General features: G+C 67.4%; 15 protein-coding genes. 7 read left to right on the top strand and 8 right to left on the bottom strand.

Features of this window, described 5'->3' with window-relative positions:
* Nucleotides 1-109: 109 nt before the first annotated feature.
* The 5 genes from AC5P99_RS06990 to AC5P99_RS06970 form a co-directional block, all read right to left on the bottom strand.
* Complete coding sequence (locus AC5P99_RS06990; protein WP_005408841.1) at nucleotides 110-859, bottom strand: cytochrome c1; 750 nt, start codon at nucleotides 857-859, stop codon at nucleotides 110-112.
* Nucleotides 852-2,111, bottom strand: coding sequence for a cytochrome b (locus AC5P99_RS06985; RefSeq protein WP_049451337.1), 1,260 nt, complete (start codon nucleotides 2,109-2,111; stop codon nucleotides 852-854). Before AC5P99_RS06985 ends, AC5P99_RS06990 begins: the two co-directional genes overlap by 8 nt.
* Entirely contained in the window at nucleotides 2,111-2,731 is a 621-nt protein-coding gene (gene petA / locus AC5P99_RS06980) for a ubiquinol-cytochrome c reductase iron-sulfur subunit (RefSeq protein ID WP_004151998.1), read from the bottom strand. Before petA ends, AC5P99_RS06985 begins: the two co-directional genes overlap by 1 nt.
* A gap of 229 nt (nucleotides 2,732-2,960) precedes the next feature.
* Complete coding sequence (locus AC5P99_RS06975) at nucleotides 2,961-3,881, bottom strand: lytic transglycosylase domain-containing protein (protein ID WP_005408839.1); 921 nt, start codon at nucleotides 3,879-3,881, stop codon at nucleotides 2,961-2,963.
* A gap of 46 nt (nucleotides 3,882-3,927) precedes the next feature.
* Nucleotides 3,928-4,896, bottom strand: coding sequence for a helix-turn-helix transcriptional regulator (locus AC5P99_RS06970; RefSeq protein WP_049451336.1), 969 nt, complete (start codon nucleotides 4,894-4,896; stop codon nucleotides 3,928-3,930).
* A gap of 80 nt (nucleotides 4,897-4,976) precedes the next feature.
* Between AC5P99_RS06970 and AC5P99_RS06965 the strand changes: the two genes are divergently transcribed.
* Complete coding sequence (locus tag AC5P99_RS06965; RefSeq protein WP_005408837.1) at nucleotides 4,977-5,597, top strand: glutathione S-transferase family protein; 621 nt, start codon at nucleotides 4,977-4,979, stop codon at nucleotides 5,595-5,597.
* A gap of 148 nt (nucleotides 5,598-5,745) precedes the next feature.
* Nucleotides 5,746-7,164 carry a tRNA (N6-isopentenyl adenosine(37)-C2)-methylthiotransferase MiaB gene (gene miaB / locus AC5P99_RS06960; protein WP_005408836.1) on the top strand — a complete coding sequence of 473 codons (1,419 nt, stop codon included), beginning with the start codon at nucleotides 5,746-5,748 and terminating at the stop codon, nucleotides 7,162-7,164.
* Nucleotides 7,165-7,387: 223 nt separating this feature from the next.
* Here the strand turns inward: miaB and AC5P99_RS06955 are convergent, their stop codons facing one another.
* The 3 genes from AC5P99_RS06955 to AC5P99_RS06945 are packed head-to-tail and all read right to left on the bottom strand — an operon-like array spanning nucleotide 7,388 to nucleotide 10,397.
* Nucleotides 7,388-8,500 (bottom strand): ABC transporter permease, encoded by a 1,113-nt coding sequence (locus tag AC5P99_RS06955; RefSeq protein WP_111118096.1) that lies wholly within the window; start codon nucleotides 8,498-8,500, stop codon nucleotides 7,388-7,390.
* A complete protein-coding gene (locus AC5P99_RS06950) occupies nucleotides 8,497-9,420 on the bottom strand; it encodes an ABC transporter ATP-binding protein (RefSeq protein ID WP_012479664.1) in 924 nt (307 codons plus the stop codon). The genes AC5P99_RS06955 and AC5P99_RS06950 overlap by 4 nt, the downstream gene beginning before the upstream one ends.
* 20 nt (nucleotides 9,421-9,440) lie before the next feature.
* On the bottom strand, nucleotides 9,441-10,397 hold the full coding sequence (locus AC5P99_RS06945) for an HlyD family secretion protein (RefSeq protein WP_049451333.1): 957 nt from the start codon (nucleotides 10,395-10,397) through the stop codon (nucleotides 9,441-9,443).
* Between the two features lie 481 nt (nucleotides 10,398-10,878).
* On the opposite strand from AC5P99_RS06945, the gene AC5P99_RS06940 reads away from it, so the two are divergent.
* The 5 genes from AC5P99_RS06940 to AC5P99_RS06920 all read left to right on the top strand — a co-directional run bounded on the left by AC5P99_RS06940 (nucleotide 10,879) and on the right by AC5P99_RS06920 (nucleotide 14,274).
* Complete coding sequence (locus AC5P99_RS06940; RefSeq protein ID WP_033834734.1) at nucleotides 10,879-11,865, top strand: PhoH family protein; 987 nt, start codon at nucleotides 10,879-10,881, stop codon at nucleotides 11,863-11,865.
* Nucleotides 11,862-12,347 (top strand): rRNA maturation RNase YbeY, encoded by a 486-nt coding sequence (gene ybeY / locus AC5P99_RS06935; protein ID WP_049451332.1) that lies wholly within the window; start codon nucleotides 11,862-11,864, stop codon nucleotides 12,345-12,347. The genes AC5P99_RS06940 and ybeY overlap by 4 nt, the downstream gene beginning before the upstream one ends.
* 48 nt (nucleotides 12,348-12,395) lie before the next feature.
* Nucleotides 12,396-13,004 carry a hypothetical protein gene (locus tag AC5P99_RS06930; RefSeq protein WP_049451331.1) on the top strand — a complete coding sequence of 203 codons (609 nt, stop codon included), beginning with the start codon at nucleotides 12,396-12,398 and terminating at the stop codon, nucleotides 13,002-13,004.
* 74 nt (nucleotides 13,005-13,078) lie between these two features.
* Nucleotides 13,079-13,687 carry a hypothetical protein gene (locus AC5P99_RS06925; RefSeq protein ID WP_329753070.1) on the top strand — a complete coding sequence of 203 codons (609 nt, stop codon included), beginning with the start codon at nucleotides 13,079-13,081 and terminating at the stop codon, nucleotides 13,685-13,687.
* Nucleotides 13,687-14,274 carry a hypothetical protein gene (locus tag AC5P99_RS06920; RefSeq protein WP_169448767.1) on the top strand — a complete coding sequence of 196 codons (588 nt, stop codon included), beginning with the start codon at nucleotides 13,687-13,689 and terminating at the stop codon, nucleotides 14,272-14,274. The genes AC5P99_RS06925 and AC5P99_RS06920 overlap by 1 nt, the downstream gene beginning before the upstream one ends.
* The last annotated feature ends 27 nt before the right edge of the window (nucleotides 14,275-14,301 follow it).

Below are 14,301 nucleotides of genomic sequence, written 5' to 3'. Positions count from 1 at the left end.
CGCCTGCCGCATCGGCGCCGCCGGCACCGTGCCGGCGGTCGACTCCTCCCCGAGTGTGCAACCGACCATCACAAAAGCCAATAGGCCCGTGCGATGGCCGGCGGCAGATTCAGTGAACGTCCTTCCAGTATTCCTTCTTCAGCAGGTACAGCAGGAAGGTGAGCAGGGCCAGGAACAGGATCACCCACACGCCCAGCTGCTGGCGCTTGAGCGCGGCCGGTTCGCCGGCATACTCGAGGAAGTTGGTGATGTCCCGCACCGCCTGGTCGTACTGCCCGGCATCAACCGAACCCGGCGTTTCGATCTTCAGGCCGGTCACCGGCGGGTCCATGCCGGGCGCTTCCGCCTTGCCATGGACCGCATGCTGCAGGCCCTGCATCTCCCACAGCGGGTTGGGCATGGAGGCATTGGCGAACAGCGCGTTGTTCCAGCCCAGCGGCCGGCTGCTGTCCAGATAGAACGACTTGAGGTAGGTGTAGACCCAGTCACTGCCCCGCACGCGCGCGATCAGGCTGAGGTCGGGCGGCATCTTGCCGAACCACTTCTCCGCGTTCTCCTTGGGCATCGCCACCGGGATCGGGTCGCCGATCGCCGAGCCGGTGAAGTTGAGGTTGTTCATCACCTCTTCCTCGGTCAGGCCCAGGTCCTGCGCCATCCGCGAATAGCGCAGGTACTTCAGCGCGTGGCAGCCGGAACAGTAGTTCATGTACAGCTGCGCGCCACGCTGCAGCGAAGCGCGGTCGCCCAGATCGTTGCCGGCCTGCAGCAGCTTGGTGCCACCTTCGGCGGCGGAGGCCAGGAAACTGCCCAGCATCAGGGTGGCCGTCAGGGCCAACCGGACCATCCAGCGATCAGTCATGGGTGGTCACCCTCTCCGGTACCGGCTTGGTCTTGTCCAACCGTGTCCATAGCGGCATGGTGATGAAGAACGCGAAGTACAGGAAGGTCAGCACCCGCCCGATGTAGGTCTCGTGCACGTCGGTGCCCGGGCCGGAACCAATCACGCCCAGCCACACGAAGCACACCGCCAGCACGCCCAGCATCACCTTCGAGATCCAGCCACGGTAGCGCACCGACTTCACCCTGGCCTTGTCCAGCCACGGCACCAGGAACAGGATCGCAATGGCCGAGAACATCACCAGCACGCCACCGAGCTTGTTCGGTACCACGCGCAACATCGCGTAGTAAGGCGTGTAGTACCAGACCGGCTTGATGTGTTCCGGGGTCACCAGGCGATTGGCCTCGGTGAAGTTGTCGTGCTCCAGGAACAGGCCGCCGAAACCGGGCGCGAAGAAGATGATGAAGGCGGCGATGATCAGCAGGAAACCGGCGCCGACGCCATCCTTGAGCGTGTAGTACGGGTGGAACGGAATGCCATCGGCCGGTGCGTTCGGCGACCAGCGGTTGCCCTTCGGCCCCTTCTTGATCTCCACGCCATCGGGGTTGTTCGAACCCACTTCGTGCAGCGCGCCCAGATGCAGTACCACCAGCAGCAACAGCACCAGCGGCAGGGCGATGACATGCAGCGCGAAGAAACGGTTGAGCGTGGCGTCACTGGGCAGGTAATCGCCCATGATCCATTCGGTCAGGCCGTTGCCGATCACCGGTATCGCGCCGAACAGCGAGATGATCACCTTGGCGCCCCAGAACGACATCTGGCCCCACGGCAGCACGTAGCCCATGAAGGCTTCGGCCATCAACACCAGGTAGATCAGCATGCCGAGGATCCACACCAGCTCGCGCGGCTTCTGGTAACTGCCGTACAGCAGGCCACGGAACATGTGCAGGTAGACCACGATGAAGAACAGCGAGGCACCGGTGGAGTGCATGTAGCGGATCAGCCAGCCCCACTCCACATCGCGCATGATGTATTCGATGGAGCCGAACGCCTCGGCGGCGCTGGTCTTGTAGTGCATCGTCAGGAAGATGCCGGTGACGATCTGGTTGACCAGCACCAGCAGTGCCAGCGAACCGAAGTAGTACCAGATGTTGAAGTTCTTCGGCGCGTAATACTCGGTGACGTGCTTGCGGTAGACCGGCATCAGGCCCGGCGCGCGGGCATTGACCCAGTCGGCGACGCCGCTGGCGGTACGGGCGAGGATATTGGCCATCAGGCTGCCCCCTGCGGATCGACACCGATGATGATGGTGTTGTCGTCCTGGTAGTGGTGCGCGGGCACCTTCAGGTTGATCGGCGCCGGCACGTCCTTGAAGACGCGGCCGGACATGTCGAAGCGCGACTTGTGGCACGGGCAGAAGTAGCCGCCCTTCCACTGCGGGTCGTAGGGCTCGGGCCGGATCTCGGCGACCATTTCCGGCGAGCAGCCCAGGTGCGTGCACAGGCCGACCAGCACGGAGATGTCCGGCTTGATCGAGCGCAGCTCGGGGTTCTGCTTCAGCACGTAGTCCGGCTGCTGGTCCTTCTCGCCGGACTCGGGGTCCTTGAGGCGGCCATCCAGCCCGTGCAGCGCGTCCAGGATCGCCTTGGACCGCTTGACGATCCAGATCGGCTGGCCACGCCATTCCACGATCAGGCGTTGGCCTTCCTGCAGGGCGCTGATGTCGGCCACCACCGGTGCGCCGGCAAGCTTGGCACGGGCACTGGGGTTCCAGGATTTGATGAAAGGAACGGCGGTGAATCCGACGCCGACGGCGCCCACCACGGCTGTGGTGGCAGAAAGAAAACGCCGACGTCCGGTGTTGACTGGATCGTGTACCCCATCGTTGGCCATCCGGCACTCCGATATTGATTAGGTAGCTTTAAGGCTGCCAGCGGATCCGGTGGGGGCCAGAGCCGCATTGAATCACGGTCGAGTGTAGCGGAACCGTCGCGCGCCACACAACGCATTGCAACAACATTGATTGCGGGGTTGCCGGCCAGCGGCCGGCACTACCTTTCAAAGGAGTGCCGACCAACGGTCGGCACCTACCGTTCAAGGAGTGCCGATCAACGGTCGGCGCCTACTGGTGACTCAGGGCGGTGCGGTAACGCTCGGCCAGCTGCCCGACCCGGCGCACGTAGTACTGGGTTTCGCTGTAGGGCGGCACGCCACCGTGGCGGTCGACCGCGCCTTCGCCAGCGTTGTAGCCGGCTGCGGCAAGGGTCAGGTCGCCATTGAAGCGTTTCAGCAACCACGCAAGATACTGCACGCCGCCGCGGATGTTCTGCCCGGCGTCATAGGAATCGCTTACGCCGAAGCGCGCGGCGGTCGGCGGCATCAGCTGCATCAGGCCCTGCGCGCCAGCACGGCTGAGCGCGGTCGGGTTGTAGGCCGACTCGGCATGGATGATGGCGCGCACCACCGCCTCCTCCACGCCGAACTCGCGCGCGGCCGAGGTGATCTCGGCCTGGAAGGCCGAGGTGTTCAGTCGCACGGTGCCGAAGTCCACGCGTGGATTGACCCCGCAGGCATAGCAGCGCTCCATGAAGCTGTAGCGGATGGTCCGGACCGGGCCGAGGTTGGCCACCTGTGTCGGGCGCGCACTGGTGTAGTGGCGCACGCCATCCTTCATGAAGGAATACACCTGGCCACTGACCATGCGCCCGCTGCGCGAGGCGACCGGCTGTGCGGGACCGGATGCCGGCACGGACGCAGGCGCGACCGTTGCCGGCGCTGCGGCACTCGCAGCAACGGCCACCGGGTTGCGTTCGATGCTGGCCACCGTGGTGGGTGCCGGCCTGGGCGCGGCCACCACCGGTCGAGGTGCCGGGCGGGTGTCACGGGTGTAGCTGATGGTGCTGCAGCGCGCGCCGGCCACCCGCTTGCTCACATAACTGGTGACGCCGTCAGCGCCCTGGCACTTGTACAGGGTTCCAGCGCTGGCCGGCGCAGCGGTCAGCGCAGCGATGATGATCGCCGTTGTCCCCAGTATCCCCTTCATGGCGGCGAGTGTCCCAGCTTCGCCGGGGCTTGCCAAGCGACGTGGCTCAGCCTGTGACCGGCGGCACAGCCAGCAGCTGGCCGAGGCCCGCCAGGCGCTGTGCCAGTTCGTCGCGCAGGCCCGGCGGGGTGGTCCAAAGCGCCACGGGCAGGCGGTCCAGGCTGAGAATCTGCGCCAGCATCATGCCGCGGCTCTCGGCGCCCATGCGCAGCAGGCAGTGGTTGGGGCCATCCGCTTCCAGCACTCCACACCACGGCGGGATGCGGCCTTCCAGCTCGGAATGGCTGCCGGACAGGCGGAGGATGGCCTGCAGCGCGAACGGCGCCTGGCTGACCGCCTGCCGCACCATCACATCGGGCGGCGCCGGGGTGCGCCGGTGCAGGCCCGGCCCGGCGCACTCACGTACGGCGCCCATGCGGTCCACGCGCAGGGTGCGCCAGTCCTGCCGCCCCAGGTCCCAGGCAAGCAGATACCAGCGTCGCCCGTAATTGACCAGGTGCTGGGCCTCGACCTCGCGCTGGGTGACGGCTTCCTGCGCGCTGCGGTATTCGAAGGCCAGCCGTGACGCCTGTCGGCAGTGCTGGGCCAGCCGCCCGAGCAGGCGTGCGTCGGTGGACGGAAGGTCGGACAGGGTGGCCGTCGCTGCATGCACCTCGCCGGCCTGCTGGCGGCGACGGGTCGGCACCAGCGGATCGAGCTTGGACAACAGGCCACGCGCGGTGTCGTCGATCCCGGCAACGGTGGCCGAGGCTGCGCGCAGGGCGATGGCCAGGGTGGTCGCCTCCTCCTCGTCCAGCAGCATCGGCAGCACCGGGGCCCCGGCCCCCAACTGGTAGCCGCCGCCGACCCCGGACGAGGCCTGCACCGGATAGCCCAGCTCGCGCAGGCGCTCGATATCACGGCGGATGCTGCGCCGGTCCACACCCATGCGCTCGGCCAGCTCGGCCCCGGACCACTGACGGCGGGCCTGCAGCAGGGCGATCAGGCGCAGCAGACGATGGGCGGTATGGCGCATGAAGGATCGAGGACAGAAGTCGTCCGCAATAGTGCCTCAGGATGGCCTCCAGTTCACCATCCACCGCAAGGAGCAATGCCATGAATTCACGCCAGATCACCCTGTACCACGCCGCCCGTTCCCGCTCGAGCGGCGCCGTGGCCCTGCTCGAAGCGCTGGGTGCCGACTACCGCATGCAGGTGCTGGACCTGAAAGCCGGCGCCAACCTGGCCCCGGCCTACCTGGCCATCAACCCGATGGGCAAGGTGCCGGCCATCGTCCACAACGGCGCACTGGTGACCGAGCAGGTGGCGATCTACCTGTACTTGGCCGACCTGTATCCGGAAGCCGGGCTGGCGCCGCCGATCGGTGACGCCCTGCGCGGGCCCTATCTGCGCTGGATGGCCTTCTATGGCGCCTGTTTCGAGCCGGCGATGATCGACAAGGCGATGCACCGCGAGCCGCCGCCGCGCCTGATGTCGCCGTACAACGATGCCGAGACCGTGCTGCAGGTGGTCGAGGCCCAGCTGGCGCAGGGCCCGTACCTGCTGGGCGAGGTCATGAGCGCCGCCGACGTGCTGTGGGGCAATGCGCTGGCGTGGACCACGGCCTTTGGCCTGGTACAGCCGGCGCCGGCCACGGCTGACTACATCGCACGGATGAGCGCGATGACCGCGTTCGACCGTTCGCGGCAGATCGATGCGGAGCTGGCGGCGGCGTAAGGGCGCCCGCCGGGCACCGCCCGGCGCTACCGGGGCCGGCGGGATGCGGGTAGCGCGGGGCCGTGCCCCGCGAGCGCACAGCGCGGCGCACGCGCCGGGATGCAGGTAGAATTGCCGGCTTTCCCGCCACCCGAATGGATTAAGCGCCATGACCGGGACGCCAGACGTCTTTCCGCCCGCCCCGCCGGGCGGTGCCCCGCTCGTTGCCCTGCCCGCCGGTCCGCGCAAGCCCGACCAGGTGAAAGGCAAGCTGTACATCAAGACCCACGGTTGCCAGATGAACGAGTACGACTCGGCCAAGATGGCCGACGTGCTCGCCGCCAGCGATGGCCTGGAACTGACCGATACCCCGGAAGACGCCGACGTCATCCTGGTCAACACCTGTTCCATCCGCGAGAAGGCGCAGGAGAAGGTTTTCAGCCAGCTGGGCGTCTGGAAGGGCCTGAAGAACAAGGGCCGCGAGGTCATCATCGGCGTGGGCGGCTGCGTTGCCTCGCAGGAAGGCGAGGCGATCATCAAGCGTGCGCCGTTCGTGGACCTTGTGTTCGGCCCGCAGACCCTGCACCGGCTGCCGGAGCTGATCCGCGCCCGCCGCGAGCAGAAGCGCCCGCAGGTGGACATCAGCTTCCCCGAGATCGAGAAGTTCGACCGCCTGCCGGAACCGCGTGCCGAAGGCGCTTCGGCGTTCGTGTCGATCATGGAAGGCTGCTCGAAGTACTGCTCGTTCTGCGTGGTGCCCTACACCCGCGGCACCGAAGTCAGCCGCCCGTTCGAGGACGTGGTGGTGGAAGTGGCGCAGCTGGCCGCGCAGGGCGTGCGCGAAATCAACCTGCTCGGGCAGAACGTCAATGCCTATCGCGGCCCCTATGGAGATGGCGAGTTCGCCGATCTCGGCCTGCTGATCCGGACCATCGCCGAGATCGACGGCGTCGGCCGCATCCGCTTCACCACCTCGCACCCGCTGGAGTTCAGCGACTCGCTGATCGATGCGTTCCGCGACGTGCCGCAGCTGGCCAACTTCCTGCACCTGCCGGTGCAGGCCGGCAGCGACCGCGTACTGTCGGCGATGAAGCGCGGCTATACCGCGCTGGAATTCAAGTCGAAGATCCGCAAGCTGCGCGCGGTGCGCCCGGACATCTCGATCAGCTCGGACTTCATCGTCGGCTTCCCCGGCGAAACCGATGCCGATTTCGAGAAGACCATGAAGCTGATCGAGGACATCGGCTTCGACCACAGCTTCTCCTTCATCTATTCGCGCCGCCCGGGGACCCCGGCGGCCGACCTGGAGGACACGATCAGCGATGCCGAGAAGCACGCGCGCCTGTCGCGCCTGCAGGAGCGCATCAATGCGCACGCCGCCGGCATCTCCGAGAAGATGGTCGGCACCGTGCAGACCGTGCTGGTGGAAGGCCCTTCGCGCAAGAACCCGAACGAACTGACCGGCAAGACCGAGAACATGCGTTCGGTGAACTTCCCGGCGCCGGCGCGGCTGATCGGCCAGTTCGTGGATGTGGTGATCACCGAGGCGCTGACCAATTCGCTGCGCGCGCGCGTGGTGGCGGAATAAGGTGCGCCGACCAACGGTCGGCACCCACCGGAGTTGATGCCGACCAACGGTCGGCACCCACCGGAGCTGATGCCGACCAACGGTCGGCACCCACCGAATTGATGCCGGCCAACGGTCGGCACCCACCGAATTGATGCCGGCCAGTGGCCGGCACCTGCCGGAATTGATGCCGGCAGGCGGCCGGCACCTACCAGGGTGGATGCCGACCGTTGGTCGGCATGCCTCAATCCAAACGCTTGCGGAAACGCAGGATCGCCAGGGTCATCATCACCGCGATGAAGCCCAGCAGCGCCAGCGCGTCGTGCCACAGCTCCCACAGCGAGGCGCCGCGCAGCATGATGCCGCGCACCAGGCGCAGGAAGTGGGTCAGCGGCAGTACTTCGGCCAGCCATTGCACCGGCCGCGGCATGCCCGCGAACGGGAACATGAAGCCCGACAGCAGGATCGACGGCAGGAACAGGAACAGGGTCATCTGCATCGCCTGGAACTGCGAGCGCGCGCGCGTGGAAATCAGCAGCCCCAGTGCGAGGTTGGCCAGCACCAGCAGCACCGCGGCCAGGTAGATATCGAGCAGGCTGCCTCGGATCGGCACCTGGAACAGCCAGGTGCCCAGCACCAGCACCAGCGTGGTCTGCAGCAGGCCGATGGCTGCATAGGGCAGCACCTTGCCCACCATCAGTTCGCTGCGCGACACCGGCGTGGCGATCAGCAGCTCCATGTTGCCGCGCTCGCGTTCACGCACCACCGCCACCGCCGTGAACATCACCAGGGTCATGGTCAGGATCACCCCGATCAGGCCTGGCACGATGTTCACCGCCGAACGCCGCTGCGGGTTGTAGAAGCTGGTCACGCTGATTGGACCCCCGGCGATGCTGCCTTCGCGCAGCGGCCGCGTGTTGCTGGTCGGTCGCGTCTCCAGCGGCACCTGCGCCAGCTGGATCGCCGCGCTCTGCACCACGGTGTCGCTGCCATCAACCAGCACCTGCACCGCCTCGCGTCCATCGAAGCGACGGCGCTCGAAGTCGGCCGGCACCACGATGCCGACACTGATCTCGCCACGCCGCAGCGCCTGCATCAACTGGTCGGGCGTATAGGCTTCGCTGCGCGGCGTGATCACGCCGGTGGCGACCATGTCCTGCACCAGCGCGCGTGACGCCGCACTGTTGGCCTGGTCGGCGACACCTGCGTCGAGGTGGCGCAGGTTGAGATTGATCGCGTAGCCGAACAGCAGCAGCTGCATCACCGGAATGCCGACGATCATCGCCAGCGTGATGCGGTCGCGGCGCAGCTGGCGCAATTCCTTGAGCATGATCGCCCACAGCCGGCGCAGGTTCATGCCGCTGGCTCCCGGCCACGGCCGCGGGTGGCGGCGACGAAGACGTCTTCCAGGTTCGGCGCCACCGCCTCGATGCGGGCCTGCGGGTCGGCGCTGGCCAGCGCGCGCCGCAACGCTGGCGTATCGGCGGCCGCCTCGCTGCACAGCACGCGCAGCTGCGTGCCGATCTGTGCCACGCTCAGCACGCCGGGCAGCTCAGACAATGCGCGGCTGGCCTGCCGCGGCTGCGCCGACGTGACCTGCAGCGTGCGGCCGTCCAGCCGTGCACACAGTTCGGCCGGCGTGCCATCGGCGACCAGCGCGCCTCGATCGAGGATCGCCAGCCGGTGGCAGCGCTCGGCTTCGTCCATGTAGTGGGTCGATACCAGCACGGTGGTACCGGCGTCGGCAAGTTCAAACAGGGCCTCCCAGAAATCGCGGCGTGACTCCGGGTCAACCGCGCTGGTCGGCTCGTCCAGGAACAACAGCTCGGGCGCGTGCACGACGGCGCCGGCCAGCGCCAGGCGCTGCTTCTGGCCACCACTGAGGGTGCCGGCCAGCTGCGGCTGCCGGTCCAGGAGACGGTACTGCTGCAGCAGTTCGTCGACCCGCTGCCGGGCCTGCGTACGCGGCAGGTCCTGGATGGCGGCGAGGAATTCCAGGTTCTCGCGCACCGAAAGGTCTTCATACAACGAGAAGCGCTGGGTCATGTAGCCGATGCGCCGGCGCAGTGCCTCGGCCTGCTCCGGCACGGCCAGGCCGAGCACCTCGATCTGGCCGGCACTCGGTTCCAGCAGGCCGCACAGCATGCGGATGGTGGTCGACTTGCCCGACCCGTTCGGGCCCAGGAAGCCATAGACCTGGCCACGCGGCACGGTCAGGTCGACATTGTCCACGGCCAGCAGATCGCCGAAGCGGCGGGTCAGGCCCTGGGCATGCACCGCGATGTCGTTGCCGGTGTTCAGAAGCTCACCTGCACCGGCATTCCCGCCGGCAGCTTCTGCATGTCGGAAGGAGCGTCCACTTCGATCTCGGCGAGGTAGCTCAGGCGCGCGACGTCGTCACCGGTCAGTGCGTAGTACGGAGTAAATGAAGGCTCGCTGCGGATCGAGCGCACATGCCCCTTCAACGCAGTGCCTTGCCCTTCCAGGTGCACCTGCGCGACCTGCCCGACCTTGACCTGCAACCGCAATGGCTGCGGCAGGTAGACGCGCGCATAGGGGCGCTCGCCGACCAGCATCACCGCCAGCGGCGCGCCGACCGGCGCCTGGTCGCCCTGCCGGTAAGGCAAGGCATCGACCACGCCGTCGCGCGGCGCACGCAATTGCAGCTTCTGCAGGTTCACGGCCTGCACTGCCTGTTGCGCCTGCGCGGCATCGGCGGCGGCCTGGCCCTGGGCGATATCCTGCACACGGCTGCCGTGCACCCGCTCCAGCCAGGCCTGCTCGGCAGCACGAACGCTGGCCTCGGCATTGCCGGCGGCGGCACGTGCACGATCCAGCTCAGCGGCGGCAATCAAGCGCTGCTGTGCCAACGGCTGGACCCGTCGGTAATAGGCACTTGCTTCGGCAGCCTGTGCGCGCAGCGCGGCCAGTTGCGCCTGGGCCTGCGCGATCTGCTCCTGGCGTGGGCCGATCTTCAGTTCTTCCAGCTGCGCCTGCGCACGCGCCGTATCAGCCTGCGCTGCGGCGAACTGCGCGTCGCCGCGGGCCGGGTCGAGCTGCATCAGCACGGCGCCGGCCTTGACCTGCTGTCCCTCGCGCACCTCCACCGTGGCGATCACTTCGGCCGCCGGCGCCGGCACCGTGATCCGGTCCCACTCCAGCGTGCCCAGTGCAGTCGGTGTTGACTGCCCACACCCGGCCAGCAGGCCGATGCCCGCCAGTCCGATTCCTCGCATCCCGTTGCCGATGCCCATGCCATCCCCTCCTGCGACGGCGACACGGTGCCATGTGCCCCGTGCACCCTCAATGATTCCAATCAGCCCTGACGGTTTTTTCGCCACGCGCCGGCACGCCTTTTGCTGCAAGGCTCCGCACCACCTATCCACAGGTTGATTCGGCATCATTCCACAACCGTTGTGGAAATCCGCCAGCGCGCGGCTTTGTTGCTCGCCCGGCAACGAAACCTGCACTGTCGTCACGATGAATGCCCCCGTGCAGGCCCCCGTGGCAGTGCTGCCGAAGCGACGAGCGACCATGACGTTTTTTTCACCAGGACCTCATGGGCCTTGTGGCACAAGCATTGCGAAGGTCTATCCACAGGTTTTCGCGCCCCCCGTCCACACCGGGTGTGGAAAACGCTGTATCGACCGTCTGCTGGCCGTGTGCCCCGCACGCGCGCTACCCTTGTCTCCCCTGAATACACTGCGGTGGAAGGCGTCCGCCCCACCCGAAGCAATGAAGAGCATCGAGCATCGAGACTTCACCCTGTCGCCGGAAGACAACGAACGGCTGGCCAACCTGTGTGGCCCGTTCGACGGGCACCTGCGGCAGATCGAACTGAAACTCGGCGTGGAAATCGCCAACCGTGGCTTCGTGTTCCGCATCAGCGGGCCGAACGAAGCCATCGTCGAGGCGCAGAAGCTGGTTGAAGCGCTGTACGCCGAAGCCGGCGAAACGACCTTCGACAACCACGCCATCCACCTGCGCCTGGCGCAGGCCAATGTCGAGCAGATCGCCGAGCGCTCCTACGAAGCGCAGGAGGTGGCGATCAAGGTCAAGCGCGGCACGGTACGCGGGCGCGGTGCCAACCAGGCCCGCTACCTGCACCAGATCGCAACCCACGACATCAACTTCGGCATCGGGCCGGCCGGCACCGGCAAGACCTTCCTGGCCGTGGCCAGCGCGGTCGAAGCACTGAACGAATCGCGGGTGCAGCGGCTGATCCTGGTCCGCCCCGCGGTGGAAGCCGGCGAGAAGCTGGGCTTCCTGCCCGGCGACCTGAGCCAGAAGGTCGATCCCTATCTGCGACCGCTGTACGACGCCCTGTACGAGATGATGGGCGTGGAAAAGGTGGTCAAGCTGCTGGAAAGGAACGTCATCGAGATCGCGCCGCTGGCCTATATGCGCGGCCGTACGCTCAACGATGCGTTCGTGATCCTGGACGAAGCACAGAACACCACCATCGAGCAGATGAAGATGTTCCTGACCCGCCTCGGCTACGGCTCCACCGCGGTGGTCACCGGTGACCTGACCCAGACCGACCTGCCCAAGCACGTGAAGTCGGGCCTGCGCGACGCCATCGATGTGCTGCGCGACGTGGAGGGTGTCAGCTTCACCTTCTTCGAATCCCGCGACGTGGTCCGCCACCCGCTGGTGGCGCGTATCGTCAGCGCCTACGACCGCCGCGACCTGCATCAGATCCAACCTGGAGCAACTCCATGACCCGTGGTCCCGTGCGACTGGACGTCGCCGTCAGTTATGCCCTGCCGCGTGCCGGTCTGCCGGCGGCAGTGAGCTTCCGCAGGTGGGTGGCTGCCGCGCTGAAGGGCCGCATCCGCGAGGCCGACCTGGCCATCCGCGTGGTCGACGCCAAGGAAGGCCAGTCGTTGAACCGCCACTACCGTGGCAAGGACTACGCCACCAACGTGCTCAGCTTCCCGGCCGACGTGCCCGAAGGCCTGCCCAAGGGCGTCAAGTTCCCGCTGCTCGGCGATCTGGTGATCTGTGCACCTGTCGTAGCGCGGGAGGCCGACGAACAGGGCAAGGCGCTCAACGCCCACTACGCGCACCTGACCGTGCACGGCGTGCTGCACCTGCTCGGCTGGGACCACGAGGACGACAAGGAAGCCGAAGCGATGGAACAGCTGGAACGGGAGATCCTGGCCGAGCTGGGCATCGACGACCCCTACGCGGGCGAGCGCTGACACCGGGCCCTGTTCCGAGCCCACGCACTCACGGAAGAGGAGCGCAGCATGACCCTGCCCGCACTTGTGCTTGCCGCGCTACTGCAGTCCGGGGCAGGCCTGATGCCCGATCCTGACCGTCCCTCACCGTTCCCCGCCAGCGACAGCGAGGCCGACATCGCCGCAAAGATCGCCGAATTACGGGCGTTCTTCGGCAGCAGCGAGGGCGAAACCCGCAACATCGTCGCCACTGCCCAGCAACGGGCACTGATCGAGCGCCTGGAAGCGCGGCACGCGGCACGTCTGGCCGGCATCTGGGTGGACAATGCGAGGGGCTGGAACGTTGTCGTGCGACTGACAGGCGCCGCACCCGAGGCCGATGAGACACATCCAGGGGCGGATGGCCCGCAACGTGTGCGCTACATCACCGGCGCCGCGATGACCGAAGCGGAGATGACGCGCCGCCTGCACGCACAGCAGGACTGGCTGCGGGCCCAGCTGCCCGACCTGTTCGGCCATGGCCTGGATGTCAAGACCGGGGAGCTGGAGGTGGAGCTGCGGGATACCCCAGCCAACCGCGCGACGGCGGCGGCCGTGCGTGACCACCTGCAGGCGCGACTGGGCTACCCGGTCAGGCTGCGCTGGTACCCAGCGGCCACGCGCTGGAATCCGCCCTGACTGCGCCACGGCTGGAGTGCCCGCCATGCGCTGAGCTACTGTTCAACACCGGCCAGGACGCGGAAGGAAAAAGGATGAACCCAGGGAACAGCTTCACGACGTTTGCGATGGCCGCCGGCCTGCTCGCGGGCCTGCTGGTGCTGGGCGCTTACACCTTGCGCCGCATCAGCGCCCGCGACCCCGGCGGCAGGCACTGGCTGCTGCGCAGCCTGGCCCTGCTGTCGCCCGTGTGCCTGCTGGCCGGGCTGGCGATCGGCATGTTCGGCCCGCACCTCACAGGTAGAGCGGAACCCGCCCACCTGCCGGGGCTGTGGGAAACGTCGATGGTGCTGATACTGGTCGGTGCCTTGACCCTGCCAGTGCTGTGGCGAACGCTGCTGCAGCAGTGGCTTGGCAGGCCGGCCAATGCACTCCCGTTCTTCCACGCCAGCCGCACCTCGCTGCTGGTGCTGTTCGTGCTGGCCGTGATCTACATGAAAGTGGCCAGGACAGCCGCGGCGGATCTGATGCCCTGGCTGACCAGCCCGGGCCTGTGGCCGGCGGTGGCGCGCATCGCGGGGCAATCGATGCAGGTCGCCATGCTTGCGGTCGTGCTGACTCTCTCACTGATGGTTGTACGGCGGGCGATGACCGGTTTCCTGCGCCTTCTCAGCGGGCTGTTCCGGCGCTCGCCGGGGCTATGATGGCGGCCCCTCGCCTGCGGAAACCGACCGTGTCACTGCGCTGCTGTCTGCCCCTGCTCTGTGCCCTCGCCGCTCCCTCCGCCTTCGCCACCCGCCTGGACCTGCCGGCCCTGATCGAATGCCGCCAGGGCGTGGCCGAGCAGGCCGCGCTGGCGCCGCTGCTGGCCGATCCGCTGAAGGCCGTGGCCCAGGGCCTGCAGCCGCTGCCGCAGGGCAACCAGTTCATGAGCGAGTTCCGGCTGGCCAGCCCGATCACCGTCTTCGGCCAACAGACCGATCGGGTGGCGGTGGCCGGCGCCAGCGTCATGGCCGTCCTCGACCAGGCCGACCCACGCCCGCTGGCCAAACGGCTGGAATTGGAGACCGGCTACGACCAGGACGGCAAGTTCATGGCCGGCCGCGAGCTGGTCAGCCGCGACGTGACCGACCCGAAGACCGGCGAGGCCCAGATCGAGTCGATCATCCTCAGCGTCTCCACCGTGGCTTCCCACCCGGGCAAGACCCTGGCCGGCTGCACCTACAGCCTGGACCTGCCCGAAGAGAAGCCGGCCGCGGCCGCCCCAGCCCCGGCCACCGGCAGTCACTGACAGGCCGTCACATCCTGCTAGACTTGG

The sequence above is a fragment of the Stenotrophomonas sp. YJH_SMC_80 genome (genome assembly GCF_059372495.1).
This window is presented reverse-complemented; position numbering and strand designations above follow the sequence as displayed.

Coding starts and splice junctions, on each gene's coding strand:
- AC5P99_RS06990 (WP_005408841.1), bottom strand. CDS start 859: ATGACTGATCGCTGGATGGTCCGGTTGGCCCTGACGGCCACCCTGATG.
- AC5P99_RS06985 (WP_049451337.1), bottom strand. CDS start 2,111: ATGGCCAATATCCTCGCCCGTACCGCCAGCGGCGTCGCCGACTGGGTC.
- petA (WP_004151998.1), bottom strand. CDS start 2,731: ATGGCCAACGATGGGGTACACGATCCAGTCAACACCGGACGTCGGCGT.
- AC5P99_RS06975 (WP_005408839.1), bottom strand. CDS start 3,881: ATGAAGGGGATACTGGGGACAACGGCGATCATCATCGCTGCGCTGACC.
- AC5P99_RS06970 (WP_049451336.1), bottom strand. CDS start 4,896: ATGCGCCATACCGCCCATCGTCTGCTGCGCCTGATCGCCCTGCTGCAG.
- AC5P99_RS06965 (WP_005408837.1), top strand. CDS start 4,977: ATGAATTCACGCCAGATCACCCTGTACCACGCCGCCCGTTCCCGCTCG.
- miaB (WP_005408836.1), top strand. CDS start 5,746: ATGACCGGGACGCCAGACGTCTTTCCGCCCGCCCCGCCGGGCGGTGCC.
- AC5P99_RS06955 (WP_111118096.1), bottom strand. CDS start 8,500: ATGAACCTGCGCCGGCTGTGGGCGATCATGCTCAAGGAATTGCGCCAG.
- AC5P99_RS06945 (WP_049451333.1), bottom strand. CDS start 10,397: ATGGGCATCGGCAACGGGATGCGAGGAATCGGACTGGCGGGCATCGGC.
- AC5P99_RS06940 (WP_033834734.1), top strand. CDS start 10,879: ATGAAGAGCATCGAGCATCGAGACTTCACCCTGTCGCCGGAAGACAAC.
- ybeY (WP_049451332.1), top strand. CDS start 11,862: ATGACCCGTGGTCCCGTGCGACTGGACGTCGCCGTCAGTTATGCCCTG.
- AC5P99_RS06930 (WP_049451331.1), top strand. CDS start 12,396: ATGACCCTGCCCGCACTTGTGCTTGCCGCGCTACTGCAGTCCGGGGCA.
- AC5P99_RS06925 (WP_329753070.1), top strand. CDS start 13,079: ATGAACCCAGGGAACAGCTTCACGACGTTTGCGATGGCCGCCGGCCTG.
- AC5P99_RS06920 (WP_169448767.1), top strand. CDS start 13,687: ATGGCGGCCCCTCGCCTGCGGAAACCGACCGTGTCACTGCGCTGCTGT.